Raw genomic sequence first — 26320 nt, forward strand, 5'->3', positions numbered from 1 at the left:
TTCGCAGAAACGAGTTCCTGTAAGCGACGATATGATTTCGAGCGGGGCGTGTCACCGACCCACGCGGGCGCTGGACGTCCGCTGTGGCCGCAGCGTCACGTCCCAACGGCACCCTCGCGGGGCCGGGGGCGTACGCACCCCCGAGTCCCACCCATCGCAACGGCCGGTGACGCCCGTACAGCGGCGGCGTTCGCGGGGAATTCGGGAGACGAAAACCGGACCGCCCGCCGTCCACGACCCGCAAACAGTAGGTTTATCAGTCGCACGCGGCGAATCTCCACCAAGATTACTCTCGAAATGACATCGAACAAACAACCGGAGGTGAACATCGGACTCGTCGGCCACGTCGACCACGGAAAGACGACGTTGGTGCAGGCCCTGTCCGGCGAGTGGACCGACCAGCACTCCGAGGAGATGAAGCGCGGTATCTCTATCCGCCTCGGCTACGCCGACGCCACGTTCCGCCGCTGTCCCGACGAGGAGGAACCGGACGCGTTCACCGTCGCCGAACACTGCGAGGAGCACGACGTAGACACCGACTACCTCCGGACGGTGTCGTTCGTCGACGCCCCCGGCCACGAGACGCTGATGGCGACGATGCTGTCGGGCGCGGCCATCATGGACGGCGCCGTCCTCGTCGTCTCGGCCACCGAACCCGTCCCGCAGGCCCAGACCGAGGAACACCTGAGCGCACTCGACATCATCGGCATCGACAACATCGTCATCGCCCAGAACAAGGTCGACCTCGTCGACGAGGAGCGGGCGATGCAGAACTACGAGCAGATTCAGGAGTTCGTCGAGGGGACCGTCGCCGAGGACGCACCCATCGTCCCCATCAGCGCCCAGCAGGAGGCCAACGTCGACCTCCTCATCGACGCTATCGAGCGCGAGATTCCGACCCCCGAACGGGACCCCGAGGCCGACGCCCGGATGATGGTCGCCCGGTCGTTCGACATCAACCGCCCCGGTACCACGTGGGAGGACCTCCTCGGTGGCGTCCTCGGCGGGTCGCTCGTCCAGGGGAAACTCGAAGCCGACGACGAGATAGAGCTCCGCCCCGGCCGCGAGGTAGAGGAGGGCGGTAAGACCGAGTGGCGGCCCGTGACCACGGACGTCCGCTCCCTGCAGGCCGGCGGCGACTTCGTCGACGAGGTCACCCCGGGCGGACTGCTCGGCGTCGGGACGGGGCTCGACCCCTCGATTACGAAGGGCGACGCGCTGGCCGGTCAGGTCGCCGGCCCGCCCGGAAGCCTCCCGCCGACCCGTGAGCAGTTCACGATGGACGTGGACTTACTCGAACGCATCGTCGGCGACGACGGCGGCGAGGTCGACGAGATATCCACCGGCGAACCGCTGATGCTGACTATCGGCACCGCCACCACCGTTGGCTCTGTCACCAGCGCCCGCGACGGCGAGTGTGAGGTCGCGCTCAAGCGGCCCGTCTGTGCCGAAGACGGTGCGAAGATAGCCATCAACCGCCGTGTCGGCGCCCGATGGCGGCTCATCGGCGTCGGCACGCTGCGTGGATGATAGTACTGGACACGAACGCGCTCATGATGCCGGTCGAATGCAACGTCCGCGTGTTCGAGGAACTCGACAGGGTCCTCTCCGGGTCGGGCGACCGCGACTACGTCGCCCCGGTAGCCGTCCGCGAGGAACTGGAGAAACTGGCCGACGGCGCCGGCGCGGAGGCGACGGCCGCCGGGGTCGGACGGGACCTGCTCGAACGGTGTTCGGTCGTCGATACCGAGGCCGACTACGCCGACGACGCCGTCCTCGAACTCGCGACGCGACCGGACGCGACACACGCGGTGACGAACGACAAACCCCTCAAACGCCGCCTGCTCGAGGCGGACGTTCCAGTAATTAGTTTAAGGGGCCAGAACAAACTCGGTATCACTCAACCATAACATGTACAAACGGGTACGCCTACGCGATACGGTCGAAGTGCCGCCACGCCACCTCGCGGACGTCAGTCCGGGGATGGTCAAGAAGCTCCTGCAGGACAAGCTAGAGGGCCGGATGGACGAGGACGTCGGCAGCGTCGTCTCCGTCATCGAGGTCCACGACATCGGCGACGGTGCCGTCCTGCCGAACGAACCCGGCGTCTACTACGAGGCCGAGTTCGACGCGCTCACCTTCGACCCCCAGATGCAGGAAGTGGTCGACGGGGAAGTCGTCGAAGTCGTCAACTTCGGGGCCTTCGTCGGCATCGGCCCGGTGGACGGTCTGCTGCACGTCTCCCAGATTTCCGACGAGTATCTGGCCTACGACGAGGAGAACCAGCAACTCGCCTCCCGGGAGTCCAACCGGACCCTCGGCGTCGGCGACGCCGTCCGGGCCCGCATCGTCACGAAGAGCATCGACGAGCGCAACCCCCGGGACTCCAAAATCGGCCTCACGGCCAAGCAAGTCGGCCTCGGCAAACACGGCTGGCTACAGGAGGACCGCGAGAAACGAGAGGGCACGGCGGAAGTCGGTGATAGCTGATGGCCGACCGACTCGTCTGCCGCGACTGCCACCGGGTGCAGGGCGCCGAAATCGAGAGCCAGTGCGAGGCCTGCGGCGGTACCTCGCTCACCGAGGACTGGGCGGGCTACGTCGTCATCGCCCACCCCGAGAAGTCCGAAATCGCACGCGAGATGGAAGTGACCGAACCGGGCCAGTACGCGCTGAAAGTCCGTTAACGTGCCAGACGTCCTCCTCGAACTGCCGCGGTCGCTGCGGAGCGAACTCAAAGAGCCGATGGGCCGGGTGTACACCGACTCCGAGGCGCTACTCGCCGACGCCGGCACCCCCCTCGTCGCCGTCGGCGACATCGTCACGTACCACCTGCTGGAGGCGGGCCGCGTCCCCGACGTCGCCCTCGTGGACGAACGGACGAAACGCTCGGCCGTCGACGACGAGGTAGTGGCGGCCATCGAGGGGTTCGACCGCCGCGTCGACGTGTCGAACCCGCCGGGCACGCTGACCCGCGAGTTGCTCCGCGCGCTCCGCGAGGCCCTCGACGCCGAGGAGACGACGCTACTGGACGTGGACGGCGAGGAGGACCTGGCGGCGCTCCCTGCCGTGTTGGCCGTGCCCGAGACGGCGAGCGTCGTCTACGGGCAACCCGACGAGGGGATGGTGCTGGTGACCCCGGACGACGCGACGCGAGCGCGGGTCCGGTCGCTCTTGGAGCGGATGGACGGCGACTCGCAGGCGGCGCTGTCGGCGCTCCGCTGACTACTCGGGGCGAGGCACGCTGAGGTTCTGCATCTGTTCCCCACAGCGCTCACAGGTCACCGTCGAGAGGTCGCTACAGACGCGCGTGCCGCACGAGGGACACTCGAATAGCTGTTCGTCCTCGTCACACGGCGCCGGGTCTGACCATCGAGGCATGCTTGTGACTGTATGGCCAGTCTGCGTGCTTAAGCCTTGTTACCACATCACAATGATGGACGTACGTCCAAGAAACTGGACGGTCGGTCACTCGAGGACGTGGACGTGCCTGACGAGCGAGCGGTGGACCCGCCGTTCGAAGCGGTCGGCGACGGTCCACCCCGCCTCTCGGGCGGCGTCGCTCCAGTCACGGTCGGCGACCAACACGCACCGCGGCGCGACCCGGCGGGCCTCGGCGAGCGCACCCGAAACGAGGGGGGTCAACTCCCCCTCGATGCGGGACTGTCGACCGTAGGGTGCGTCGAAGACGACGGCGTCCGCGGCGTCGTCGGCGAGCGGCAGTCGGGCCGCGTCGGACCGGCAGACGTCCCAGCGACCGGCATCGGGGTACACACTCCTGCCGGGGTGGCCGTCTCCGTCGAGGGCGTACGCGAGGTTCTCGCGGGTTCCCCGGGCCATCTTCGACTGCGCGTCGCCGCCGACCACGCGCGCGCCGAGGAGTCCCGCCTCCAGCAGGATACCTCCCGTCCCACACATCGGGTCGACGACGGTCGCCCCGGGCCGCGCCCCCGCGACGTTGACCAGCGCGCGGGCCTCCAAGGGGTCCATGCTCCCCGGTTGGAAGAACGGCCGGTCGGTGGGCTGGCGCTCGCCGAAGTCCCGCACGCTGGCGAGGTGTTCCCACCCGAGCGCACAGCAGGCCGCCCCCTCGCCGCCCTCCTCGTCGCCGGCCGGGTCGGCGAAGTACGCGTACAGCGTGTTGTCGGGCGAGTCGAGGTCGACGGCGAAGCCACGGTCGGTGAGGACGCCGCCGAGCGTTCGCTCCGCACGCTGGGTGTCGATACCCGTACTCGCACGCACGTCGACGGCCCGCACCGCGACGCTCCCCTCGCGGTCGATACTCGCGGCGTCGAGTAGCGCGTGCGCGCTCTCGACCGTCGGGTCGCCCGTCCCGACCAGTTCGCAGACCCGATGCGTGAACGCGAGATGGCGCGCGCGCTCCGAGACACCGCGCGCGGTAGCCAGTCCCGGCGCGAGCGTGGCGACGTCGCTCGCCGCGCTCGCGGCCTCCGTGCGCGCGAAGGCGTCGTCCTGTCCGCCTAGTTCGAGGACGTACACGCCGGTATCCTGCGCCCGTGCCGGTATGAGCGTGCCGGTCGCCGGCCGCGCTCGGTACCGTATTTAGGCCCCTCTCATCAACCGAGCGACGTTTTGACTGTGCGACCTGTCATCCGTAGCCATGAACCTTTATAAGCCTTAAATACGTGATTTAAGTCGAGACATGGTTGACCCCAAGGAAACCATCAACATCGAAAACGTCGTCGCCTCGACCGGAATCGGCCAGGAGCTCGACCTTCAGAGCGTGGCGATGGACCTCGAGGGTGCCGACTACGACCCCGAGCAGTTCCCCGGACTCGTCTACCGCACGCAGGACCCCAAGTCCGCGGCGCTCATCTTCCGCTCCGGGAAAATCGTCTGTACGGGCGCGAAGTCCACGGACGACGTCCACCAGAGCCTGCGCATCGTCTTCGACAAGCTTCGTGACCTGAACATCCAGGTAGACGACGACCCCGAAATCGTCGTCCAGAACATCGTCACGTCGGCCGACCTCGGTCGGAACCTCAACCTCAACGCCATCGCCATCGGCCTCGGGTTGGAGAACATCGAGTACGAACCCGAGCAGTTCCCCGGCCTCGTCTACCGACTCGACGAACCCGACGTCGTCGCGCTGCTCTTTGGCTCCGGCAAACTCGTCATCACTGGCGGGAAAAAGCCCGAGGACGCCGAGGAAGCCGTCGACAAAATCGTCTCCCGACTCGAGGAACTCGGCCTCCTCGACTAGGCGACCCGCCGCGTGCCCGGTCGTGCGCGTAGCCGGGAACACAATGCATTAGCGACACCATGACCAACCGCAGGTATGCTCCAGGCCGGTACGCCGAGTCTGACCGGCGGCGGCGTTCTCGCCGTCGTCGTCACCCTGTTGCTCACGTGGCTGTTCTACGCGGTCACGCTCCATCTGGCGGCGACGTTCTTCATCGGGGAGACCCCGAGTCAACTGGCCGCGAAGGCGGCCGCCGTCCCCGCCGTCGTCTCGCTGTTGCTCCAGCAGTGGGGCGTCGAGTCGGGTATCGTCTCGCCCAGCCTCGGCGTCCTCGTCGTGGTCGTCGCCACGCTGGTCGCGGACGGCATCGCGATTAGCACCGTCTACCGGCTGTCGACCCGCTCTACCGCGCCGCTGGTCGCCCTGCACTTCGCCTTCGCGGCGGTGCTCGGGTTCGCGCTGAACAACATCTTCGGACTGATATAGATGCACGACAACGACCGCGCCATCGTGACGTTCACCGGGATGGCACACGGCCTCGTCCACACGTACGAACTCTCGATTCCCATCCTCGTCGTCGTCTGGCTCACCGAGTTCCCGGTGACGACGGCGCTCCTCGGGACGGTGGTCGCCGTCGGCTACGCGCTGTTCGGCGCGGGCGCCCTGCCCGGCGGCGTCCTCGCGGACCGCTACGGGTCGAACCAACTGGTGACCGCCTGTCTCGTCGGGATGGGGGCCTCCTTTCTCCTGTTGAGCGTCGCCCCGGGCGTGCTCACCATCGCCCTCGCGCTGGGGCTCTGGGGGCTGGCCGCCAGCGTCTACCACCCCGCGGGGTTGGCGCTCATCTCCACCGGCGTCGAGGAGCGGGGCACCGGCTTCGCCTACCACGGGATGGCCGGCAACGCCGGCATCGCGCTGGGGCCGCTGCTCACGGCGCTCCTCCTGCTGGCGTTCGACTGGCGGGTCGTCACCGCCCTGCTGGTCGTCCCCGCCGTCGTCGCGGTGGCCTACGCGCTCACCGCCGAGTTCGACGAGACGGCGGCGGTCAGCACCGACGGGGGCGAGGAGAGCGAGCCACCGGCCTCGGTCGGCGAGTTCCTCGCCGACAGCCGCGCCCTCTTCACCACCGGCTTCGCGCTCGCGATGGTCGTGGTGATGATGAACGGCCTGTTCTACCGCGGGACGCTGACGTTCCTCCCGGACGTGCTCGGGGGCTTTCTCCCACCCGTCACGGAGTTCGTCCGACTGTTCGAACCGGGCAGTCCGCTGGCCGAGGAGTTCGACCTCGCCTTCTACCTGTACTCGGGGCTGTTGACCGTCGGCATCGGCGGGCAGTACGTCGGCGGGAAACTCACCGACCGCATCGACACCACGGCCGGCGTGGCGGCGGTGTTCGGCGGCCTCGCCGTCGTCGCTCTACTCTTCGTCCCGGCCGCCGAGACCGGACTGGGCCCCCTGCTCGCGGTGAGCGTCCTGTTGGGCTTCCTCCTCTTTACCCTCCAACCGCTCTACCAGTCGCTCATCGCCGAACACAGTCCGCCCGGTGACCGGGGCCTCTCCTACGGCTACACCTACCTGACGAACTTCGGCGTCGGGGCCGCCGGCGCGGCGGTGTCGGGCTACCTGCTGTCGGTCGTCGGCGTCGACGGCACGTTCCTCGGACTGGCCGTCTTCCCCGCCGTCGGACTGGTGTTCGCCGCGACGCTGTGGCGACACGACGGCTGAGCCAAAGGGTTTTCAGCGACAGCCACGGGGTTCGTCTATGGACAGCGAGCCGAATCTGGACCGCTTTACCTCCCGTCGGTCGACGGCCTACGGGACCCGCGGTGTCGTCGCCACCAGCCAACCCCTCGCCGCCGAGGCAGGCATCGACGTCCTGCGCGAGGGCGGCAACGCCTTCGACGCGGCCGTCGCCACCGCGGCGACGCTGAACGTCGTCGAACCGATGAGCACCGGACTGGGCGGGGACACCTTCGCCCTCTACCGCACCGCCGACGGCGACGTGGGCGCGATGCGGGCCTGCGGTGGCGCGCCCGAGGCGGCGACGCTGGATACCGTGCGAGAGCGAGTCGCCGAGCGCGAGGGGTGTGCCCCCGAGGACGCCGAGATGCCCGACCGCGGACCGCTGGCGGTGACGGTGCCCGGCGCGCCCCGTGGCTGGGAGGCCACCGTCGAGCGGTTCGGCCGCCTCTCGATGGACGCCGTCCTCGACGACGCCATTCACTACGCCACCGAGGGGTTCCCGGTGAGCGAAGTCATCGCTTCGGCGTGGGCGCTCTGTGAACCAGAACTGCGCAACGACGCGGCCCGCGAGCAGTACCTCGTGGACGGCGAACGAGCGCCCGAGGTGGGCGAGCGGGTCCGCCTGCCCGAACTCGGGTCGACGCTCGAGACGCTGGCAAGCGATGGGGCCAACCCGTTCTACGAGGGCGACATCGCCGGCGAGATAGCCGACACCGTGCAGTCGGCGGGCGGCCTCCTCGAACGCTCGGACCTCGCCGGGTTCGAAGTCGAGTTCCCCGACCCCGTCTCGACCACCTACGGCGGCGCCGAAGTGTACGAACTCCCACCGAACAATCAGGGGCTCGTCGCGCTGGAGGCGCTGAACGTCGCCGAGGCCGTCGGCGTCCCAGAGGCCGAGGACCCGGTCGAACGGACCCACCTGCTGGCCGAGGCGACGAAAATCGCCTTCACCGACGGCCACCACTACATCACCGACCCGGAGTACGAGGAGATTCCGCCGCTGGCGTCGAAACAGTGGGCCGAGCGGCGGGCCACAGAGGTCGGGCCGGAGGCCATCGAGGACGCCGAGGTGGGGATGCTCGACTCGCCGGCCGAGGACGCCGACACCGTCCTGCTGACCGTCGCCGACGGCGAGGGCAACGTCGTCTCGTTCATCAACTCGCTGTTCAACGGGTTCGGGAGCGGTCTCGTGGCGGGCGAGACCGGCCTCACCCTCCAGAACCGCGGCGCGTCGTTCTCGCTGGACGAGGCCCACCCGAACGTCGTCGCTCCGGGCAAGCGGCCGTTCCACACGCTGATTCCGGGCCTCGCGCGCTTCGGCGCGGACGACTGGGCGGCCTTCGGCGTGATGGGCGGGTACATGCAACCGCAGGGCCACGTGCAGGTGCTCTCGAACCTCTTGGACCGCGAGATGCCGTTGCAGGCGGCGCTGGACGAACCGCGCTGGCGCTACTGTGAGGACGGGACGCTGGCGACGGAGGCCCGCTTCGACGACGACGTGGCCTCGAAACTCGCCCGCCGTGGGCACGACGTCAGAGTGGACGTACCGCTGTACTTCGGCGGTGCACAGATAGCGCGCTGGGACGACGGCACGCTCTCGGGCGCGACGGAACCGCGGAAAGACGGCACCGTCGACGTGTACTGAGCCAGGGTCAGGTCACTCGATGAGCCGCTCGATTTCGGTGACGAGGACGTCGCTCGCGCCCACGTTTTTCAGGTCGTTGATGGTCTCGAAGACGGCCGACTCCTCGACGACGGCGTGGACCGCCACGTGGTCGGAGCCGGCGATGTCCATCACCGTCGGCCCGCCCATCCCCGGCAGGACCTCCTTCACGTCGTCTAAGGCGTCCTCGGGGGCGTTCATCATCAGGTAGCGCTTGTCCTCGGCAGAGAGCACCGACCCCAGCGCCATGTCCACCTGCTGGACCTTCTCGTCGTCGGCGGTGTCCTCGCGCGCGAACAGACGGACGGAACTCTGGAGCACCTCGGCGACGACTTCGAGGCGGTTCATCCGCAGGGTCGTCCCGGTGGAGGTGATGTCCACGATGCCGTCGGCGATGTCGACGTGCGGGGTCAGTTCGGTCGCGCCCGACACCTCCGCGATGTCCACCTCGACGCCCTGTTCCTCGAAGAACCGGCGGGTGATGTTCGGGAACTCCGTGGCGACGCGGCCGCCCTCGAAGTCGGCGACGGAGGTGACGTCGTCGTCTTCCGGTGCCGCCAGCACGAGGCGACACTGGCCGAACTCGAGGTCGCGCAGGTCCACGAGGTCGACCTCGGCCTCCCGGACCTGGTCCAGTCCCGTGATGCCCACGTCGGCGGCGCCGTCGGCGACGTACTCCGGGATGTCGGCGGCGCGGGCGTAGAGGACGGTCACGTCGGGGTCGACCGTCTGGGCGTACAGTTGGCGGTCGGCCCCGTCGACGAGGTGGAGGCCGGCCCGTTCGAGTAGTTCGACGCTCGGGTCGTGCAGGCGGCCCTTGTTGGGGACGGCGATGCGCATACCCACTCTCCCACCCGGCGGGCCAACTGTCTTTCCCTCGCCGGTCACGCCCGAGGGGGGAGCGCGAGGTAGGCCAGCGCCGCCAGCGCCGTCAGTCCGGCCATCAGGTAGAACGCGGCGTCGAAGAGGCCGCCGTCGGCGAGGAGACCGACCAGCGTCGACCCGAGCGACCCGACGGCGAAGAAGCCAGAGCGGAGCAAGCCCCACCCGGTCCCCTGCACGTCGTCGGGCAGGACGTCGACGATGTAGGCGTTCGAGAGCGGCCCGGCGCTCATTCGGATACCGATTGCGGCCGCGCCGGCGGCCAGTGCGACCTCTCCCTCGAGTTGCGGCAACAACGCAAGCGGCACCGCGCTCACGAGCGCCACCGCGGTCAACACCGGCGGCGACCCGAAGCGGTCGGCGAGGCGCCCGGTCACGAACTGGGAGACGGCCCCGCCGACGAACAGCACCGAGAGGACGGCCCCGGCGGTGGACTGGTCCAGCGTCTTCACCGTGACGAGGTACGTCGTCAGGAACGCCGTCGCCGCCTGAAAGACGAACAGCATGACGGTCGCGCCGACGGCGGCCAGCAGGAGGCCGCGGTGGCGGATGCCGTCGAGCGCCGCCCGCAGGTCCTCGTCGAGGCGTCGGCCGTCGGCCGCGTTCGGCCGGTCCGAAATCGAGAGCCAGAGGGCAACGGCGACGACCAGAAAGAGGGGAGCGACCCCGCCCAGCGCGACGCGCCAGCCGTACCGGGCGGTGGCGACGCTGGCGACGAACGGGAGCGCGGCGGCGCCGATAGACCCCGCGGCCATCACCGCGCCGAAGGCGGTCCCCTCCCGGGCGTCGAACGTCCGCGAGAGGACGGTTCCCCGCGTGGGACCGTACAGGCCCGTCCCGAGGCCGAACGCGGCCGTCGCCAGCAAGAAGAGCGCGTACGTCGCCGAGACGAAGTACGCCAGCAGACCCGCCCCCGAGAGGACGGCCGCGGCGACCAGCAGGGTGCGCTCGCCGACGCGGTCGATGAGCGCCCCCGTCGGGAACTGCATCGCGGCGTAGGTGAGCCACAACACTGTCACCGCCAACCCCGCCGCGGCGTTCGAGAGGCCGAACTCCTCGCTGATGGTCGGCAGGACCGCCGGGACGACGAAGCGCATCCCGAGGACGAGGAACCACCCGACTGCGACGGCCCCGAGCAGTCGTCCGGGGTGACCCTCGCGGAGGCCACTGACGGTGCGCCGGACGGCGTCGGTGACGGCCATCTGAGTACCGAGCGAACGCGCGCGACCGATAAGACGGTGACGGAAGGGGCGGCACCGTCCTCAGTACCGGCACTGGTGGCCCGCGCCCACGACGGCCCCGTCCGCGACGGTCAGTCGGAGGGTCGACAGCGTCCCGTCCTCGCAGGCGACGACGGCCGCGGACTGGAGCGCCCCGTCGGGCGTCGTCACGACGTAGAGGACGGCCGCCGTGCCGCCGGGGTGGGAGAACGTGACGCCCCAGGTGCCGTTCTGTCGCTCGAAGGAGACGGACGCGCCGTCGGCCAGCGGCTCGACGCCCGTCGCGCCGTCGAGCGCACCGTCGGGGAGGTCCTCGGGCGTTGCCGACTCGGGGAACGTCCGACTGCTGTCGTCGGGGTAGAACACCCGTAGCCCGCCGGTCCCGTCGGTGATAGCGTGGACGGTGACGTGGACCGGGCCGTCGCCCTCGACGGCGACGTCTAGGGCGAACTCGTCGGGTGTGGTGGGGCCGTCCGGCGTCGCCGTCGGCCGGTCGGGGACGGCGTTCGGCGTCGACGTCTCGGTCTCCGGACCCGAGAACGAGGCGGTACCGCATCCGGCGAGGGCGACGCAGAGCGCGAGGAAGACGGTGCGCAGGGCGAGTCGGTTCATCGCGGACCGATACGCCGGACGGCGGGATAAGGACCGTCGGAGGCGTGCGAGCAGTCGGCACGCTGGCCCGCGACCCGTTCGAGTCGCCGCGGACCCGGCCGAACTAAGAGCGGGGCCACCCAACCGCCGGCCATGAGCGAACTCCTCGTGAGCGGTGGACGGGTCCTCCGTCCGGACCTGACAGTCGAACGCGCCGACGTGCTGGTGGACCGGGACGGCGGCGAGATACTGGCCGTCGAGGCCCCGGGCGAACTCGCGGGCGACGACGAACTCGACGCCAGCGGCGGCCTCGTGATGCCGGGACTGGTCAACGCCCACACCCACGTCGCGATGACCCTCCTGCGGGGCTACGCCGACGACAAGCCGCTGGACGCGTGGTTGCAGGAGGACATCTGGCCCGTCGAGGCCGAACTCACCCCCGAGGACGTCCGCGTCGGCGCGGAACTGGGCCTCGTCGAGATGGTGAAGTCGGGCACGACGGCGCTCTCTGACATGTACTTCCACGTCGACGAGATAGCGGCGGCCGTCGAGCAGGCGGGCGTGCGGGCGGTGCTGGGCCACACCGCCGTCACCGTCGGGAAGGACGAAGAGGGCGCTCGCGCCGATATGCAGGAGAGTCTGGACGTGGCGCTGGCACTCGACGGCGCGGCCGACGGGCGGGTTCGGACGACGTTCCAGCCTCACAGCCTCACGACCGTCGGCGAGGAGTACCTCCGCGAGTTCGTCCCCGAGGCCGTCGAGGCGGGCCTGCCGATGCACCTCCACGCCAACGAGACGACCGCCGAGGTCGACCCCCTCGTCGAGGAACACGGGGTGCGCCCGCTCGAATACGCCGACGACGTGGGCCTACTGGGCGAGGACACCTTCCTCGCGCACTGCGTCCACGTCGACGACGGCGAAATCGACCTGCTGGCCGAGACGGGCACCGGCGCGGTCCACTGCCCGGCCTCGAACATGAAACTCGCCAGCGGGATGGCACCGGTCCAGCGGTTGCTAGACGGCGGCGTCACCGTTGGTCTGGGCACCGACGGCGCGGCCTCGAACAACGACCTCGACATGTTCGACGAGATGCGCGACGCGGCGATGCTCGGGAAACTCGCGGCCGACGACGCCAGCGCCGTCGCCGCCGAGACGGCCGTCCGGATGGCGACCGAGAACGGGGCCGACCTGCTGGGGTTCGACGGCGGCCGCGTCGAACCCGGCGCGAACGCCGACCTCGCGGTCCTCGACTTCGACGCGCCCCACCTCACGCCGGCCCACGACCTCGTCTCGCATCTGGCCTACGCCGCCCGCGGGAGCGACGTGCGCCACACCGTCTGTGACGGCGAGGTGCTGATGCGGGACCGCCAACTGACGACGTTCGACGAGGCCGCGGTTCGCGAACGCGCGAGCGAGCACGCGACGGCGCTCGTCGAGCGAGCCGAGGAGAGTTAAACGTTCAGAGCGAGTCTTGAACCGTATCGGGCGTTCTACGCCGGTATATTCGAACGTGGGAATCGGACTGAACGGTGTGAACGAGAGGGGGGTTTAGAGAGGTATCCGGTAGACGACTGGTACGTAATGCGAAACCAAGTGATTGCCCTCCTCGCGGTCGCCGCACTGTTCGGCGCTGCCCTCGCGCCGGCGGCGGCCGCTGCCGACACCTCGGACGAATCGCTCGCCGTAACAGTCACACAAGACGACGACGTGACCGTCGAAGTCACGCGGAACGGCTCCGCCGTCGAGAACGCGACGGTGACCGTCGCCGCCGTCGACGGCAGTTACGCCGGGTCGGGGAGCTACGAGACGGACGCGAACGGCACCGTCGCCCTCCCGACGCCCGACGAGCGCGTGAACGTCACCGTCACCGCCAGCGACGACGGCGAGACGGCGGCCGCGACGGTCGAACTCGACCCCGACTTCGAGGTCGACGTCGAACAGAACCGTGACGTCGTCGTGACGGTCACGCGCGACGACGCCGCCGTCGAGAACGCGACGGTCAACGTCAGCACGCGAGAGGCCGACAGCGACTACGACGGCGTCGGAAGCTACGAGACCGACGAGAACGGCACCGTCGCTCTCCCGACGCCCGAAGACGACGAACCCGTGACGCTGACCGTGACCGACGGAGAGACCGTCGAACTGAACGTCACGCTGGTCGACGGCATCGACGTCTCGGCGGCCCAGAACGACGACGGGACCGTCACCGTCGACGTGACGCGCAACGACACCGCCATCGAGGACGCCAACGTCTCGGTCGCGACCGACGGCAACGCCACCTACGAGGGCACCGGTGACTACCAGACCGACGCAGACGGCGAGGTGTCGCTGGCCGCCCCCGACGAGAACGTCACCGTCGAGGTCACCGCCAACGCGGACAACGCCTCCGACTCCACCACGGTCGACCTCGAATACGTCAACCAGACCGCCGAGGACGAGGAGTTCGCCGGCGTCTCCGACTTCGTCCACTACCTGCTCGAGAACGGTGCCACCGGCATCGGCCCGGAGGTCTCCGAGTACGTCACCCAGAACAACCCCGGGAACGCCCCCGACCACGCAGGCCCGCCCGAGGACCGCGGCCCTGACGGGGACGACGAAGACGACGTCGAGACCGAGGACGAAGACGAAGAAGAGGACGAAGAAGCGGCAGACGAAGAAGAGACTGACGACGACGCCGACGAGGAGGAGACCGAACAGGACGAAGAAGTCGAACAGGAAGACGAAGACGATGACGAGGAAGACGACGAGGACGGCGAGAGCGGTCCGCCGGACCACGCGAACGGCAACGCCAAGGGCCACTAGCTGAGCGCCTTCGGTAGCGTTTTACGAACTCTGTGCTTTCTGTCGGGCATGACAACACCCATTTCGGAGCGACTCGACGACGTGGAGTCGGCCCGCGAGTCGGGCCGCCGGAAGATGGACTGGGCAGCACAGCACATGCCCATCTGCGCGTCGCTGCGCGAGGACTTCGAGACCGACCGACCGTTCGCCGGCGAGCGCATCGGCATGGCGATGCACGTCGAGGCGAAGACGGCCATCCTCGCCGAACTGCTGGCGAAAGGCGGCGCCGAAGTCGCCATCACCGGCTGTAACCCGCTCAGCACGCACGACGACGTGAGCGCCGCGCTCGACGCCGTCGACGGCGTCACCTCCTACGCCGAACGCGGCGTCGACGACGAGGCGTACTACGAGGCCATCGAGGCCGTCATCGACCACGAACCGACCATCACGGTCGACGACGGGATGGACCTCGTCGCGGCCATCCACGAGGACTACCCCGAGCTCATCGACACCATCGTCGGCGGGGCCGAGGAGACGACCACCGGCGTCCACCGCCTGCGCGCGATGGACGCGGACGGCCAGTTGGAGTACCCCGTCTTCGCCGTGAACGACACGCCGATGAAACGGCTGTTCGACAACGTCCACGGCACCGGCGAGTCCTCGCTTGCCTCCATCGCCATGACGACGAACCTCTCGTGGGCCGGGAAGACCGTCGTCGTCGCCGGCTACGGCCACTGCGGGAAGGGCGTCGCCAAGAAGGCCAGCGGCCAGAACGCCGACGTGGTCGTCACCGAAGTCGAACCCCGCCGGGCCTTAGAGGCCCACATGGAGGGGTACGACGTGCTCCCGATGGCTGAGGCCGCGGAAGAAGGCGACGTGTTCATCACGACGACCGGGAACCGAGACGTCGTCGTCGAAGAGCACTTCGAGGTCATGCAGGACGGCGTCTTGCTCGCCAACGCCGGCCACTTCGACGTGGAAATCGACCTCGACGCGCTCTCGGACCTCGCCGTCGACACCTACGAGGCCCGCGACGGCGTGCAGGCCTACGAGATGGAAGACGGCCGCCGCCTGAACGTCCTCGCTGAGGGACGTCTGGTCAACCTCGCGACGCCCATCGCGCTGGGCCACCCGGTCGAAGTGATGGACCAGAGCTTCGGGATTCAGGCCGTCGTCGTGCGCGAACTGGTCGAGAACGGCGACGACTACGGGGCCGGCGTCCACGACGTGCCGGACCGGTTGGACAAGGAAGTGGCGGAAATCAAGTTGGAGGCCGAAGGCGTCGAGTTCGACGCGCTGACCGACGAGCAGGCCGAGTACATGGACTCGTGGCAGCACGGGACCTGAGTGGTTCGAGCGGAGCGAGAATCGCCGAAATGCGAGCGGTGACCGCAGGGAACCGCGAGCAGTAACCGACCCCCTCGTTTTCCGGCCGGCTACGCCGTAGCGGCCGCCCCGTCGCCGACGTCCTCGTCCGCCTCCTCCTCGATGACGTCGTCGAGCCACCCGCCGCGCAGGAAGAAGGCGACGCCGGCGACGGCGGCGGCGACGTTGGAGGCGGCGATGCCGTACCACGCGCCGGGCGCGCCCATGCCGACCACGACGACGAGGGTGGCGGCGACCACGATGCGGAAGCCCCACAGCGTCAGCAGGCCAAGCCCCATCGAGAGGCGGGTCGACCCGGCCCCGTGGAACGCGCCGTTTATCATGTGGAAGACGGCCATCACGGCCCACGTCGGCGCGACGATGCGGAGGAACGACGTGCCGTGGTCGACGACGGCGGCGGCCCCCTCGCCAGTGATGAACACCCCGACGATGGCCGGGGCGAACTGCGTGACGACGAGGCTGGCGAGGAGGAACACCGAGACGAGGATGCCGCTGGCGAGCAGGACCGTCCGGCGGGCGCGGGCGCGCTTCCCGGCGCCGAGGTTCTGGCCGACGACCGTCTCGACGGCCATCCCCATCCCGACCATCGGGAGCCAGACCAGCGACGTGAGGCGGCCGCCGATGCCGTAGGCGGCGACGGCGTCGGACCCGACGAGCGCGACCAACGCCGTCATAACCGTCACCGACAGCGCCTGCGTGCTCGTCTCGACGCTGAGGGGCGCGCCGACGCTGACGATTTTCCGAATCTCCGGGACGTCGGGGCGGAGGTCCGACAGCGAGAGTTCGATGCCGACCCGGCCCGAGAACAGCAACCAGAGGCCCACCGCGGCGGCCAGTCCGCGCGAGAATATCGTGGCGATGGCGGCGCCCTCGACGCCGAGGCCGGTGAAGCCCGTCGCCGCGAGCGCGCTCGCGGCCACCCTCCAGTCCGAGCCACGCGAACAGGGGGTTGTCGGCGAAGCCGAGGATGAGTATCGGGTCCAAGACGACGTTGAGCGCGACGCTCCCGACCATCAGGTACATCGGGGTCTTCGTGTCGCCCCAGCCACGCAGGAGCGCCTGAAAGACGAAGAACCCGAGCATGAAGTACAGGCCGAGGAAGACGTAGCGCGTGTAGGTGACGGCCATCTCGTGGATGGGCGTGCCGGCCTCGGTGCCGATGGCCTGCAACAGCGTCGGCGTCAGGAGGTAGCCGACGACGGAGATGGCCACCGAGAGAGCGGTGACGAACACCAGCGTCTGGCCGGCGACGTGGCTCACGCGGTCGTCGTTCTCCGCGCCCGTGTGCTGGGAGATGAGGATGGTCCCGGCCCCGGTCATCCCGCCGCCGACGCTCACCAGCAGGAAGACGATGGGCCACGAGAACGAGAGGGCGCTCACCGCGTCCTGTCCCAGACGGCCGACCCAGAAGGTGTCGGCGATGTTGTACAGCGTCTGGAGGAGTTGCGTGGCGACCAGCGGCGCGGCCAGCGTCAGCAGGGGCCAGAGGAGCGTCCCCTGCGTGAACCGCTCGGACTGCTCGCTCGTCGCCGTCACCGTCGACACCTCCGGACAGGGAGAGAGAAGGGGACCAGCATAGTACTGACTGGATGGTCAGTCAGTATAGCCGTTCCGTGAGGTTGTGACACTATCTCACAGCACGTCAGTCGGCCGTGGCGGGTGCGTCTTCGTCGGCCTGTTCGTCCGCCTCGACGACCGACTCGTCCCAGTCGCCGACGAGATACCAGACCGCTACGAGCGCCGCGGCGGCGACGTGCGAGAGCGCGATGCCCCACCAGACGCCCGCCGCGCCCATCCCGACGACGGTGACGAGCGCGAGCGTCGGCGGGATGCGGAAGAACCACTGCGAGGCGATGGAGAACCCCAGCGCCGTCCGCGTGCTTCCGGCCCCGCGGAAGGCGGCGTTCAGGAGGTGGAAGAGACCCATGAACACGTACGTCGGGCCGATGACCCGGAAGTAGTCGGCGCCCATCGAGAGCACCGCGGGGGCCGTCTGGCTCACGTCGAAGAAGAGAGCGACGATGGCCGCGGCGAAGGCGTACGCGCCCAGACTGGCGAGGAGGAAGACGCCACCGCCGAGGCCCGTCGCCAGCAGGACCGCCCGACGCGCGCGGCCCGACCGGTCCGCGCCGAGGTTCTGGCCGACGGCCGTCTCGACGCCCTGCGCGAGGCCCACTGCCGGGAGGTAGACGAGGGTGTTGATGCGGTTGCCGACGCCGTAAGCGGCGACGGCGTCGGTGCCGACCATCGCCACGAGGACGGTCATCCCGGTGTAGGCCAGCGAGTCCGCCGACCGTTCGAGGCCGGCGGGGCCGCCCACGTCCAGTATCTTCCGGACCGTCTCGCGGTCCGGTGCGAGGTCAGACGGCGAGATTGCGAAGCCGAGGCGGCCCGAGAAGAGGAGCCAGAACCCCGCTAGCGCGGCCCCCCCTCGGGAGATGACAGTGGCGACGGCCGCCCCGGCGACGCCCATCCCGGAGAACCCGGTGAGCGCGTACAGCGTCGCTTCGAGGCCGCCCAAGCCGAGCAGGGAGAAGACGACGTTGCCGTCGAACCCCAGCACGAAGAACGGGTCCAGCACCGCGTTGGCGACGACGCTGCCGAACATGAGGTACATCGGCGTCCGGGTGTCCCCCCACCCCCTGAGGATGGCCTGAAACGCGAACGCGCCGAACATGAACGCCGTCCCCGCGAAGACGATGCGGGTGTACTCGACGGCCATCGCGTGAATCGCCGTCCCCGGCGTCGTCCCGATGTACGGCAACAGCGTCGGCGCGAGGAGGTAGCCCACGACCGACAGGAGCCCAGAGACGACGGCCGTGACGGCGATGGTCTGCCCGGCGACGGCCCGCACCCGGTCGTCGTTGCCGGCCCCCCGGTGCTGTGAGACGAGGACGGTGCCGGCGACGGTGAGCCCGCTCCCCAGCGAGATGGTGAGGAAGATAAAGGGGAGCGAGTAGGTCAGCGCCGCCACCGCCTCGTCGCCCAGTCGGCCGACGACGAACGTATCGACGAGGTTGTACGCGACCTGCAGGAGCTGTGTTCCCACGAGCGGCAGTGAGAGGGCGAGCAGTGGCCGCAAGAGCGGCCCCTCGGTCAGGTCGACGGAGCGGTCGGTCGCTGTCACGTCCGACCATAGACAGATGTGATGTGATAATTCGTCGGGATTCGAGGCGGCCCGGAACGGGGATTTTATTCGGCCACACGCGCAACGCCAGTCCATGCAGCCGCTCCACGCTCGCTACCCGTTCCTCGCCGCCGCCCGCGAGGCCGTCGAGGCCGCCGCGGTGGATTTGGGCGAGGTCGTCGCCACCGACGAGGCCGTCACGCAACGGGCGCTGGAGCGGGTCGAACACGCTATCACGGACGGCACCGTCGGCGAGCCACACCGCCGGACCCGCGTCGAACTCCTCTCCTACCCGGTGGCCCGCGTCCTCGTCTCGCTGGTCGACCAGCACGTCTGCACCCGCAAGTACGCCCGCGCGGAGGCCGAGACGGCCCGCGAGCGGTTCGGCGAGGAGTTCGCGGCGACGACGGAGTTCAAGTCCACCCAGAGCGAGCGCGTCGAGTTGCGCGACCTGCTGTCGGAGTTCGACCTCGCGGGGTCGGTCCACGAGTCCGACCGCGGGTACTGGGTGGACGTCGGCGCGTACCTCGACTTGGCGGCCGACCAGCGGGGCGACCAGTGGCGCCTCGTCAACCGGCCGCTGGCAGACGGCCGCGTTCGCATCGCCGCCGAGGAACTCCACGTCCTGCTGAAACAGGCCATCCGGCACCGCGTCGCCGACGGCCTGCCCTTCGACGTGCCCGACGCCATCGCCGACGAACTCGACGAGGAGGTAGAGCGGCTACAGGACATCCTCGCCGAACTCGACCTGACCCGCGAGATAGACACCGTCGTCCCCGAACTGTTCCCGCCCTGCATGCAGGCGCTGCTGGACCAAGTGCAGAAGGGCGAACACCTCGAACACCACTCCCGGTTCGCCATCGCCGCGTTCCTCACCAGCATCGGGATGACGACCGACGAAATCGTCGACCTCTTCCAGGTGAACCCGGGGTTCGGCGAGGAGGCCACGCGCTATCAGGTCGACCACATCCGCGGCGACACCAGCCCCACCGAGTACTCGACGCCGGCGTGTTCGACGATGGTCTCCTACGGCGACTGCGTCAACAAGGACGACCTCTGTGAGCGCATCTCACACCCGATGGCCTACTACGAGCAGAAGATAGACGACGCCGAGGACGACGAACTGGTCGACTGGCGCGAGGAGAACGGCGAGAGCGGTGAGGACGAGGCCGACGCTTAGAACTGCTGTCGTTCCATCCAGATGCCCGCGGCGAGCATCACGACGATGAACAGTCCGATAGCGCCGATGACGGCGACGCCGCCCTGAGAGGTGAGGCCGCCGTTACTGGAGAAGTTCAGCGAGACGAAGACAGCGGCGGCGACGAACGTCACCAGCGCGATGGCCGAGACCACGACCTGCACGATGGCCTCCCGGTCGATTTCCATGTCCCGCGGTATCGCCGGGCCGGGCAAAAGAGTGTCGAAGCGGCCCCAACGCCCCCACTCAGCGAGCCGACGGCCGAGACGTTTACCTCCGTGGAGACCCTACGTTTCGACTGGACACACCGAGAAATACAGCCGTGTCCGCCCGCTATGACACTCATCGAGCCATCCGCCGATTCGGAGCGAACTGCACTCGCACCGGACCCCAGCAAGCTCGACGCCCGCGCGGCCCGCGCGTGGACCGAGCGCATGGCCGTCCGGCCGCGCGAGGGCAGTACCTACGCCGTCACCTCCGAGAGCGGCCACACGTACCTCGTGGACCTCGCGGACCACTCCTGTACCTGCCCGGACAACCAGATTCGCGGCGAGCAGTGCAAGCACCTGCGCCGCGTCGCCATCGAGATTACGGCCCGTCGCGTGGCCCCGCCGGACCACGAACGCGCCCGCTGTGACGTCTGCGGGGCCGTCGCGTTCGTGCCCGAGGCCGCCGACCCGCCCCACTTCTGCGAGCGATGTCGGGTCGCGCCGGGCGACGTCGTGGTCGACCGCGAGACGGGCGACAGCCTCGTCGTCGCTGGCGTGAGCGCAGACCGGGCCGACGAGTACGTCATCGAGGCGACCGGTCGGACCGTCGCCGCCCACGACACCAACGAGGGGTACCCCGAGGACGACGTCGTGGTCGAAGTGACGTACCTCGCCGACGCGACCCGGCGGAAAGACCCGCGGCGGTACGCGTTCCCCTACTCCCGACTGCACCGGACCGACGCCGAACTGGTCGAGTGAGGGGGGAGACGTCCGGCGGTTCGTCAGCGCGCACGCACCGCTCGAGCACCGGGACACCACCTCGGTTCCCGCCGGTCACTGCGGCGCTTCGGGGTGTCACATCCCCTTCAACGCCTCGCTCGGTCCACGGCTCCCTACGGTCGCCGTTCCGTTTCGAGGGACTTCGCTTCGCTCAGTCCCTCGCTACTCCAGCATCGCGGCCGCCTCCTCTATCTCCAAGTCGCCGCGCTCGAACGCCGAGAGGACGTCCAACACCGTCTGGTCCGGGCCGTCGTCGGCCACCTCCTCCAGCGTGACCTTCTCGGAGTGGCCGACGAACTCCTCGAAGTCGGTGCCCTCCGAGAGTGCCGTCTCCTTCTTGACGCGGTAGTTCCCGCCGTCGGTCGTGTAGAGGTCGCCGGGGTGGAAGAAGTACCAGTCCTCGCGGTCGAAGCGGACGCCGACGCGGGGTTTCGCGCCGAAGTTGCGCGCGAAAAAGAGCAGCGCCTCTATCTCCTCGCCGGTCAGGTAGATGGGGTCGCCGGCGCTGGATTTGGCCTCGATGGCGTAGAACGTCTCGCCGTCGCCGGTCAACACGTCCGGCAGTTCTCGCTCGGTCGCGCTCCCGCTTGCCGGCGCACGCATCACCGCGAACCCCGCCTCGTCAAGCGCGTTGACCAACTCCCGCTCGCGGCGGTCCCCCTTCGCGTTCGAGTTTGCCATTGTCCGCTCCTAGGCACTCCGGCGTAAAACCGTTCAGGTCCGGCGTTCATTCCGTTTATCCGCCGCCGGGACCCTGAACGAACGGCCCCTTATATACGGCCGTACTCCTGACGGGCGGACATGGACAGACGCTCGTTCATCAGCACGACCGCCACAGTCGGAGCGACGTTCGTCGCCGGGTGTGGCGGAGGGAGTGGCGACGGCGAATCGACCGGCGAGGCCACCGACGGTACCGACAGCGCCGGGACCGCCCAGTCGACGACCGGGACGTTCAGGTTGCTCGTCAGCGACCGCCCCGCGGCCATCGAGGACTTCGACTCGCTAGACGTGACCTTCGACGCGGCGCGTGTGTACCGAGCGACGGGAGAGGAGGAGACAGACACGGAGCGCGGTACGGAATCGCAGACGGAGACCGACACGGCGACCGAGACCGACACGGCGACCGAGACCGACACGGCGACCGAGACCGTCGAACAGGAGGGAGACGAGGAAGCGGACGAGGACGGCGAGGCGAGCGGCGACGGGAACGTTCGCGTCTTCGACCTCGACGACCCGACAGTCGACCTGACGACGGTCGTCGGGGACCGAGCCGTCGGCGTCCTCGACGAGCGACTGGCGGCCGGGCGCTACGCCAAAATCGAACTCGCCGTCGCGGACGTCGCGGGCGTCGTCGACGGTGAGACGGTTCCGGTGAAGGTGCCCAGCGAGAAACTCCAGATAGTGAAGCCCTTCGAGGTGACGGCCGGCGAAGGCGTCGAGTTCGTCTTCGACATCAGCGTCGTCGAGAAGGGACCGAACGGCTACAACCTCCTGCCGGTCATCAGCGAGAGCGGCGTCGCCGGCGAGGACGTAGAGGTAGAGGAGGTCGAGGCCGACGAGACGTCGGAGGCAGGAGAGACCGAGGAGACAGAGACCACCGAGACGGCAGGCGACGCCGCGGACGACGGGGCGAACGGGAACCAGTCGCGGGCGTGAGGTCGGTCGTCCCCGCTACCCGCGCTCGCCGACAGCGGCGAGCGTCTCCTCGATGGACGCTCGGAACGCGTCGGCGCGCTCGCGACGCTCCTGTTTCGGCACCTGTTTCTGGAGGAACAGCGCTTCGAGGTACGAGACACCGTTCAGCAACCGGTAGTACGGCCGGCGGGAGCTGAAACCGTCGGGCAGCGACCGGACGGACTCGTACCCCTCGCGGAAGGCCACCCCAATACCGTCGGGCGCGTCGCCGCCCTCAACCAGCGGGCCGACGGTCCGCCAGTAGTCGTACTCGGCTGGAGCGACCAGCGCGTGTTCGAAGTCGATGAGCGCCGCTGCCTGCCGGTCGACGACCCCGACGTGGGCTGGGAGAGCGTTGCCGTGACAGAGGACCGGTGGGCCAGCCCCGGCGAAGGCGTCGGGCGTCGCCGCGATTCGGTCGGCCACCCGGTCGACGACGTCGGCGTATCCACGGTCGGTGAGAAACGAGCGATGGTGGTCGAGTCGGGCGAGGACGGCCGTCCGCCAGTCGTCGTGTGGTCCGCCGGCGAGCGAGCAGTCGCGGGGTCGGGGACGGCCCCACCCGTCGAAAGCCTCGGCCGTCGCGTCGTGTAGGCGGGCGAGACAGTGACCGGCCACCCGGGCCCACCGTTCGGTCGTGGGTGGGTCCTGCGGCGGGACATCGGGGTCCCACGCCGCGAGGAAGTGGTCGTCGCCGACGGCGAGGACCGGCGGTGCTGGCGCTGGCGTCTCGGCGGCGACGAACGTCTGGACGGCCCCCTCGACGGCGGCCTCGCCGCGTGGGTGGGCGTCACGCTTGAGGACGGCCCGCGTCCCGTCGAGGCGCACCTCGTGAACACAGTAGGGCGGGACTGCGTGGAGGACATCGACGACAGCGTACGTGTCAGTCGAGTACTTGTCGAGGATGGCGTCTGGCGAGGGCATCGGTATCAGTGGAATCGGGTCGCTGCGGCGGGGCGTTCTGGGCTACAGGGCCGCTCAATCGTCTTCGGCCCGCGACTCGATTTCGCGGATAATCTCTTCCGTCTCGCCGCCGTCGCTCCGGACCGCGTTCGCGTAGCGCTGGTACTCCTCGGGGGAGACCTGCACCGTCTTCGACTCGCCCCTGTGGGTGAGTTCCAGTCGGACCATCCCCTGTGGGTTGTTCCGCGCCCGGAAACTCGCCATCGCGGTGAAGACGAACCAGAAGGCCAGTCCGGCGCCGAGGAAGTACGCCATCGTCGTCTCGAAGGCCATCGTCTCCGCGCCCGTCGTCCAGCGGTGTGGGTACGCTCGCTGGAACAGGACGATGCCGACCAGACAGAGGCCGGTGCCGACGGCGACGCCGACCTGCTCCCGGCGCGAGGACGGCAGGACGGCGACGACCGAGAGGAACAGCGCGGGGATGCCGAGGCCGCCCAGCGTCCCGGCGAGTTTCTCGGCGGCGCGGAGGTCGCTTGCCCCCAACAGGGTCGACAGCGGCGTCGTCACCACGAGGACGGCCGTGACGACGGCCAACACCCCCACGACGCCCAGCGCGGCCCCGGCGTAGACGCGACGGGGGTCCCGACCCGTCCAGCGGGAGTCACCGGCGTAGGCGTCTCCGAGACTCTCCATGTGCTGTCGTTGGAGCCACCCCCACAAAACGGTACGTCAGACGTGCGTCGGACCCGAAACGGCAACAGCGGCGTGCTGTGGGCGCGAACGGTGGTGAATCGGTCTGCGTACGCCCGGCCGGACGAAGGGTTACTCGCTCTGGATGCGCGGGGCCAGCATGTAGGTGACCCGACCCTCGCCCTCGGCGAAGTTGAAGTGCATCTTGACGGGGAATTCCTCGCCCAGTTCCATCTCCACCTCGGCGTCCTTCGGGATGGCCTTGTTCATGTTCTTCAGGTAGTCCAGCGAGAACAGCGAGTGGGCGTTCCCGGCGGTGAGGTCGATGAGGTCGTCCCGCGTGAGTTCGAGGTGGACGTCGTCCGTGTCGCCCTCCGCGTCGACGTAGAACAGTTCCTCGGTGGCGTCGACGCCGAGCGCGATGTGGTCGCTGACCATGTCGGCGGCGGTGACCGCGCGGTTGATGTCCTTCCCCTCGATGACGATGTGTGCAGAGAGGTCGAGGTCAGGCAGGTCCGGCTCCTGTCGGATGGAGTCGGGGTCGATGAGGGCCAGCGTGTACTCCAACCCGTCGATGGCGATGTGGAGTTTGCGGGTCTCCTCGTCGAGTTCGAGGTGGACCAACTGGCCGGCGTCGGCCATACCGGCGATGTCTTCGAGTCGCGATAGGTTCACTCCGATGAGGCCGCCGTCCGTCTCGTAGGACTCGAAGGCGGCCGCCTCCAGTCGCAGGTCGACCATCCCGACGTTGGCCGGGTCCACCGCCCGTATCTCGAGGCCGTCTTCTTCGAGGTGGATCTTGCACTCGTCCACCAGCACGCTCACTGAATCGAGAGCCGATTGGAGCGTGTCCGCGCTCACGATGGCGTTGAACATCTTGAACCGGGCTACGCCCCCATGCATTAAAAAGTCCCTCATTGACTCCGCGTGCGCGTGCGACCCGGAGGGACGTCCGGCACCCCGAGTGCGACGGTGTGCGTGGGAATAGCACACGGCGAACTGCCAGAGCGTCGTGCCTGCAAAATCAGGCCGCGGGCAGACGAGACGACCGCCCCCTGCGACGTGCGCCCGACCGTCGCCGGCCGGTCAGACTTCGGGCTGGAACACGTCGTGGTTCGGTTCCCCTTCGCGGTTGATGACCGCCATCATGCCCTTGCGGGCGACCCGGGAGAGCGCGTGGTCGACCAGTTTGATGGGACCGGGCACCTCCGCGTGCAGAGTCGCGACCACCGTAGAGCCGGGTTTGACCGGCGTGGTCTGGACGTAGCGGTGGGGTTCGCTGGCGGTTGCGCCCTGCGGCCAGACCTCGTCCCAGACGGAGCCGATGGGGTGGAAACTGGAATCGAGGTTCGGGCCGCCGACGGCGAAGTACACCCGGGCCGTCTCCCCGACCTGCATGCTCGGGGCACCGTAGCCGTCCGGGGTGATGCCGTACTTCTCGCCGTTCATGAGGACGTAGGTCGGCTCTTCGGCCTGCATCGCCTCGATGTCGAAGTCGTGGTGACCCTCCTCGCCGGCGTCGCCTTTGGTGTACAGTTCGTGCTGGCCGAAGTAGAACTCGTGGTCCACATCGGGTAGCCCCTCCTCCGGTTCGACGAGTATCATGCCGAACATCCCCGAGGAGATGTGCATGTCGAGGTTCGGGACCGCACAGTGGTAGATGAAGCTCCCGGGGTAGGTGGCCTTGAACCGGAAGGTCTTGGTCTGGCCGGGCGTGACCATCGACGCCTCGGCACCCCCACCCGGCCCTCGAACGGCGTGGAGGTCGATGTTGTGGGGCATCGAGTTGCCCTCCTCGTTGGTGATGGTCAACTCGACGGTGTCGCCGCGGCGGACCCGAATCATCGGCCCCGGAATCTGCCCGTCGAAGGTCATGTACGTGTACGTGACCCCGGGTTCGATTTCGGCGACCTGCTCTTTGGTCGTCATCTCGACCGACACCGTCTTCGGCTCCGAGCGGTCGATGGGGTCCGGGATGTCGGTCGGGTCGGCGGCGATACGGTCGACGTCGGTCTGCTGTGCGGGGTTCATGCTTGGCTCCTGAGGGGTGGTCCGTTCAGTGGGCTGTTCGGTCTCTGCGCCGGGGGCACCGGCACAACCGGCGATGGCCGCCGTGCCGACGCCCAGCGCCTGTAACACGCGGCGCCGCGTCGCCGTCGGAATGGATGACATGAGTGGGACCTCCGTTACAGGTACATCTCGGGTCACCAGCTACATATACCGAGAAGCGGGCTCTCAGGCTCTGGGAGCAGGGGTGAACGTGTTCGGGT

General features: G+C 68.8%; 27 protein-coding genes and 1 pseudogene. 15 read left to right on the plus strand and 13 right to left on the minus strand.

Annotated elements, in window-relative coordinates; genetic code table 11:
• The first annotated feature begins 297 nt into the window (after positions 1-297).
• From Hhyl6_RS08240 to Hhyl6_RS08260, 5 genes are read left to right on the plus strand one after another with little or no spacing between them, the layout of a single operon-like run.
• Positions 298-1530 (plus strand): translation initiation factor IF-2 subunit gamma, encoded by a 1233-nt coding sequence (locus tag Hhyl6_RS08240; protein ID WP_483738731.1) that lies wholly within the window; start codon positions 298-300, stop codon positions 1528-1530.
• A complete protein-coding gene (locus tag Hhyl6_RS08245; protein ID WP_483738732.1) occupies positions 1527-1910 on the plus strand; it encodes a twitching motility protein PilT in 384 nt (127 codons plus the stop codon). Before Hhyl6_RS08240 ends, Hhyl6_RS08245 begins: the two co-directional genes overlap by 4 nt.
• Before the next feature lies 1 nt (position 1911).
• Positions 1912-2490, plus strand: a complete 579-nt coding sequence (locus Hhyl6_RS08250; RefSeq protein WP_483738733.1) for a DNA-directed RNA polymerase — start codon at positions 1912-1914, stop codon at positions 2488-2490.
• The gene (gene spt4 / locus Hhyl6_RS08255) at positions 2490-2687 is read left to right on the plus strand and encodes a transcription elongation factor subunit Spt4 (protein ID WP_483738734.1); all 198 of its coding nucleotides are present in this window, start codon (positions 2490-2492) and stop codon (positions 2685-2687) included. The genes Hhyl6_RS08250 and spt4 overlap by 1 nt, the downstream gene beginning before the upstream one ends.
• A 1-nt stretch (position 2688) precedes the next feature.
• Positions 2689-3225, plus strand: a complete 537-nt coding sequence (locus Hhyl6_RS08260; protein ID WP_483738735.1) for a GTP-dependent dephospho-CoA kinase family protein — start codon at positions 2689-2691, stop codon at positions 3223-3225.
• Here Hhyl6_RS08260 and Hhyl6_RS08265 read toward each other — a convergent pair whose 3' ends face one another.
• Both Hhyl6_RS08265 and Hhyl6_RS08270 read right to left on the minus strand, forming a co-directional pair.
• Positions 3226-3381 (minus strand): rubrerythrin-like domain-containing protein, encoded by a 156-nt coding sequence (locus tag Hhyl6_RS08265; protein WP_483738736.1) that lies wholly within the window; start codon positions 3379-3381, stop codon positions 3226-3228.
• An 87-nt stretch (positions 3382-3468) separates the two neighbouring features.
• Positions 3469-4500 carry a TIGR01177 family methyltransferase gene (locus tag Hhyl6_RS08270; RefSeq protein WP_483738737.1) on the minus strand — a complete coding sequence of 344 codons (1032 nt, stop codon included), beginning with the start codon at positions 4498-4500 and terminating at the stop codon, positions 3469-3471.
• A gap of 163 nt (positions 4501-4663) precedes the next feature.
• On the opposite strand from Hhyl6_RS08270, the gene Hhyl6_RS08275 reads away from it, so the two are divergent.
• From Hhyl6_RS08275 to Hhyl6_RS08290, 4 genes are all read left to right on the plus strand, one after another.
• On the plus strand, positions 4664-5224 hold the full coding sequence (locus Hhyl6_RS08275) for a TATA-box-binding protein (protein ID WP_166967082.1): 561 nt from the start codon (positions 4664-4666) through the stop codon (positions 5222-5224).
• A 75-nt stretch (positions 5225-5299) separates the two neighbouring features.
• A complete protein-coding gene (locus tag Hhyl6_RS08280; protein ID WP_483738738.1) occupies positions 5300-5689 on the plus strand; it encodes a DUF7473 family protein in 390 nt (129 codons plus the stop codon).
• Positions 5690-6928, plus strand: coding sequence for an MFS transporter (locus Hhyl6_RS08285; RefSeq protein ID WP_483738739.1), 1239 nt, complete (start codon positions 5690-5692; stop codon positions 6926-6928).
• A 37-nt stretch (positions 6929-6965) separates the two neighbouring features.
• A complete protein-coding gene (locus Hhyl6_RS08290; protein WP_483738740.1) occupies positions 6966-8591 on the plus strand; it encodes a gamma-glutamyltransferase family protein in 1626 nt (541 codons plus the stop codon).
• A 12-nt stretch (positions 8592-8603) separates the two neighbouring features.
• Here Hhyl6_RS08290 and hisG read toward each other — a convergent pair whose 3' ends face one another.
• The 3 genes from hisG to Hhyl6_RS08305 are packed head-to-tail and all read right to left on the minus strand — an operon-like array spanning position 8604 to position 11323.
• Positions 8604-9449 carry an ATP phosphoribosyltransferase gene (gene hisG, locus Hhyl6_RS08295; RefSeq protein WP_483738741.1) on the minus strand — a complete coding sequence of 282 codons (846 nt, stop codon included), beginning with the start codon at positions 9447-9449 and terminating at the stop codon, positions 8604-8606.
• A 44-nt stretch (positions 9450-9493) separates the two neighbouring features.
• Entirely contained in the window at positions 9494-10693 is a 1200-nt protein-coding gene (locus Hhyl6_RS08300; protein ID WP_483738742.1) for an MFS transporter, read from the minus strand.
• Positions 10694-10753: 60 nt separating this feature from the next.
• The gene (locus Hhyl6_RS08305; RefSeq protein ID WP_483738743.1) at positions 10754-11323 is read right to left on the minus strand and encodes a hypothetical protein; all 570 of its coding nucleotides are present in this window, start codon (positions 11321-11323) and stop codon (positions 10754-10756) included.
• Positions 11324-11455: 132 nt separating this feature from the next.
• On the opposite strand from Hhyl6_RS08305, the gene Hhyl6_RS08310 reads away from it, so the two are divergent.
• From Hhyl6_RS08310 to Hhyl6_RS08320, 3 genes are all read left to right on the plus strand, one after another.
• Positions 11456-12757 carry an amidohydrolase gene (locus Hhyl6_RS08310; protein ID WP_483738744.1) on the plus strand — a complete coding sequence of 434 codons (1302 nt, stop codon included), beginning with the start codon at positions 11456-11458 and terminating at the stop codon, positions 12755-12757.
• A gap of 126 nt (positions 12758-12883) precedes the next feature.
• Positions 12884-14104 (plus strand): DNA primase, encoded by a 1221-nt coding sequence (locus tag Hhyl6_RS08315; RefSeq protein WP_483738745.1) that lies wholly within the window; start codon positions 12884-12886, stop codon positions 14102-14104.
• 48 nt (positions 14105-14152) lie between these two features.
• A complete protein-coding gene (locus tag Hhyl6_RS08320) occupies positions 14153-15430 on the plus strand; it encodes an adenosylhomocysteinase (protein ID WP_483738746.1) in 1278 nt (425 codons plus the stop codon).
• An 89-nt stretch (positions 15431-15519) separates the two neighbouring features.
• On the opposite strand, the pseudogene Hhyl6_RS08325 reads toward Hhyl6_RS08320, so the two are convergent.
• Both Hhyl6_RS08325 and Hhyl6_RS08330 read right to left on the minus strand, forming a co-directional pair.
• Positions 15520-17005: pseudogene (locus Hhyl6_RS08325) on the minus strand (MATE family efflux transporter).
• A 106-nt stretch (positions 17006-17111) separates the two neighbouring features.
• Positions 17112-18596 (minus strand): MATE family efflux transporter, encoded by a 1485-nt coding sequence (locus tag Hhyl6_RS08330; RefSeq protein ID WP_483738747.1) that lies wholly within the window; start codon positions 18594-18596, stop codon positions 17112-17114.
• Positions 18597-18690: 94 nt separating this feature from the next.
• Here Hhyl6_RS08330 and priL point away from each other — a divergent pair, with 94 nt between their 5' ends.
• Complete coding sequence (gene priL / locus Hhyl6_RS08335; RefSeq protein ID WP_483738748.1) at positions 18691-19776, plus strand: DNA primase regulatory subunit PriL; 1086 nt, start codon at positions 18691-18693, stop codon at positions 19774-19776.
• Here the strand turns inward: priL and Hhyl6_RS08340 are convergent.
• Positions 19773-19982 (minus strand): DUF7472 family protein, encoded by a 210-nt coding sequence (locus Hhyl6_RS08340; protein WP_483738749.1) that lies wholly within the window; start codon positions 19980-19982, stop codon positions 19773-19775. The genes priL and Hhyl6_RS08340 overlap by 4 nt on opposite strands.
• A gap of 147 nt (positions 19983-20129) precedes the next feature.
• On the opposite strand from Hhyl6_RS08340, the gene Hhyl6_RS08345 reads away from it, so the two are divergent.
• Positions 20130-20762: an SWIM zinc finger family protein gene (locus tag Hhyl6_RS08345; protein WP_483738750.1), complete on the plus strand. Its 633-nt coding sequence runs from the start codon at positions 20130-20132 to the stop codon at positions 20760-20762.
• Between the two features lie 183 nt (positions 20763-20945).
• Here Hhyl6_RS08345 and hjc read toward each other — a convergent pair whose 3' ends face one another.
• Positions 20946-21464 carry a Holliday junction resolvase Hjc gene (gene hjc, locus Hhyl6_RS08350; RefSeq protein WP_483738751.1) on the minus strand — a complete coding sequence of 173 codons (519 nt, stop codon included), beginning with the start codon at positions 21462-21464 and terminating at the stop codon, positions 20946-20948.
• 120 nt (positions 21465-21584) lie between these two features.
• Here hjc and Hhyl6_RS08355 point away from each other — a divergent pair, with 120 nt between their 5' ends.
• Entirely contained in the window at positions 21585-22439 is an 855-nt protein-coding gene (locus Hhyl6_RS08355) for a DUF4382 domain-containing protein (protein WP_483738752.1), read from the plus strand.
• Between the two features lie 15 nt (positions 22440-22454).
• Here the strand turns inward: Hhyl6_RS08355 and Hhyl6_RS08360 are convergent, their stop codons facing one another.
• The 4 genes from Hhyl6_RS08360 to nirK form a co-directional block, all read right to left on the minus strand.
• Entirely contained in the window at positions 22455-23381 is a 927-nt protein-coding gene (locus Hhyl6_RS08360; RefSeq protein WP_483738753.1) for a phosphotransferase, read from the minus strand.
• Between the two features lie 54 nt (positions 23382-23435).
• A complete protein-coding gene (locus Hhyl6_RS08365) occupies positions 23436-24053 on the minus strand; it encodes a cell division protein CdpA domain-containing protein (RefSeq protein WP_483738754.1) in 618 nt (205 codons plus the stop codon).
• A gap of 129 nt (positions 24054-24182) precedes the next feature.
• The gene (locus tag Hhyl6_RS08370) at positions 24183-24926 is read right to left on the minus strand and encodes a DNA polymerase sliding clamp (RefSeq protein ID WP_483739685.1); all 744 of its coding nucleotides are present in this window, start codon (positions 24924-24926) and stop codon (positions 24183-24185) included.
• Between the two features lie 210 nt (positions 24927-25136).
• Positions 25137-26222, minus strand: a complete 1086-nt coding sequence (gene nirK / locus Hhyl6_RS08375) for a copper-containing nitrite reductase (RefSeq protein ID WP_483738755.1) — start codon at positions 26220-26222, stop codon at positions 25137-25139.
• Positions 26223-26320: the final 98 nt, after the last annotated feature.

Source organism: Haloarcula sp. H-hyl6 (assembly GCF_056934455.1).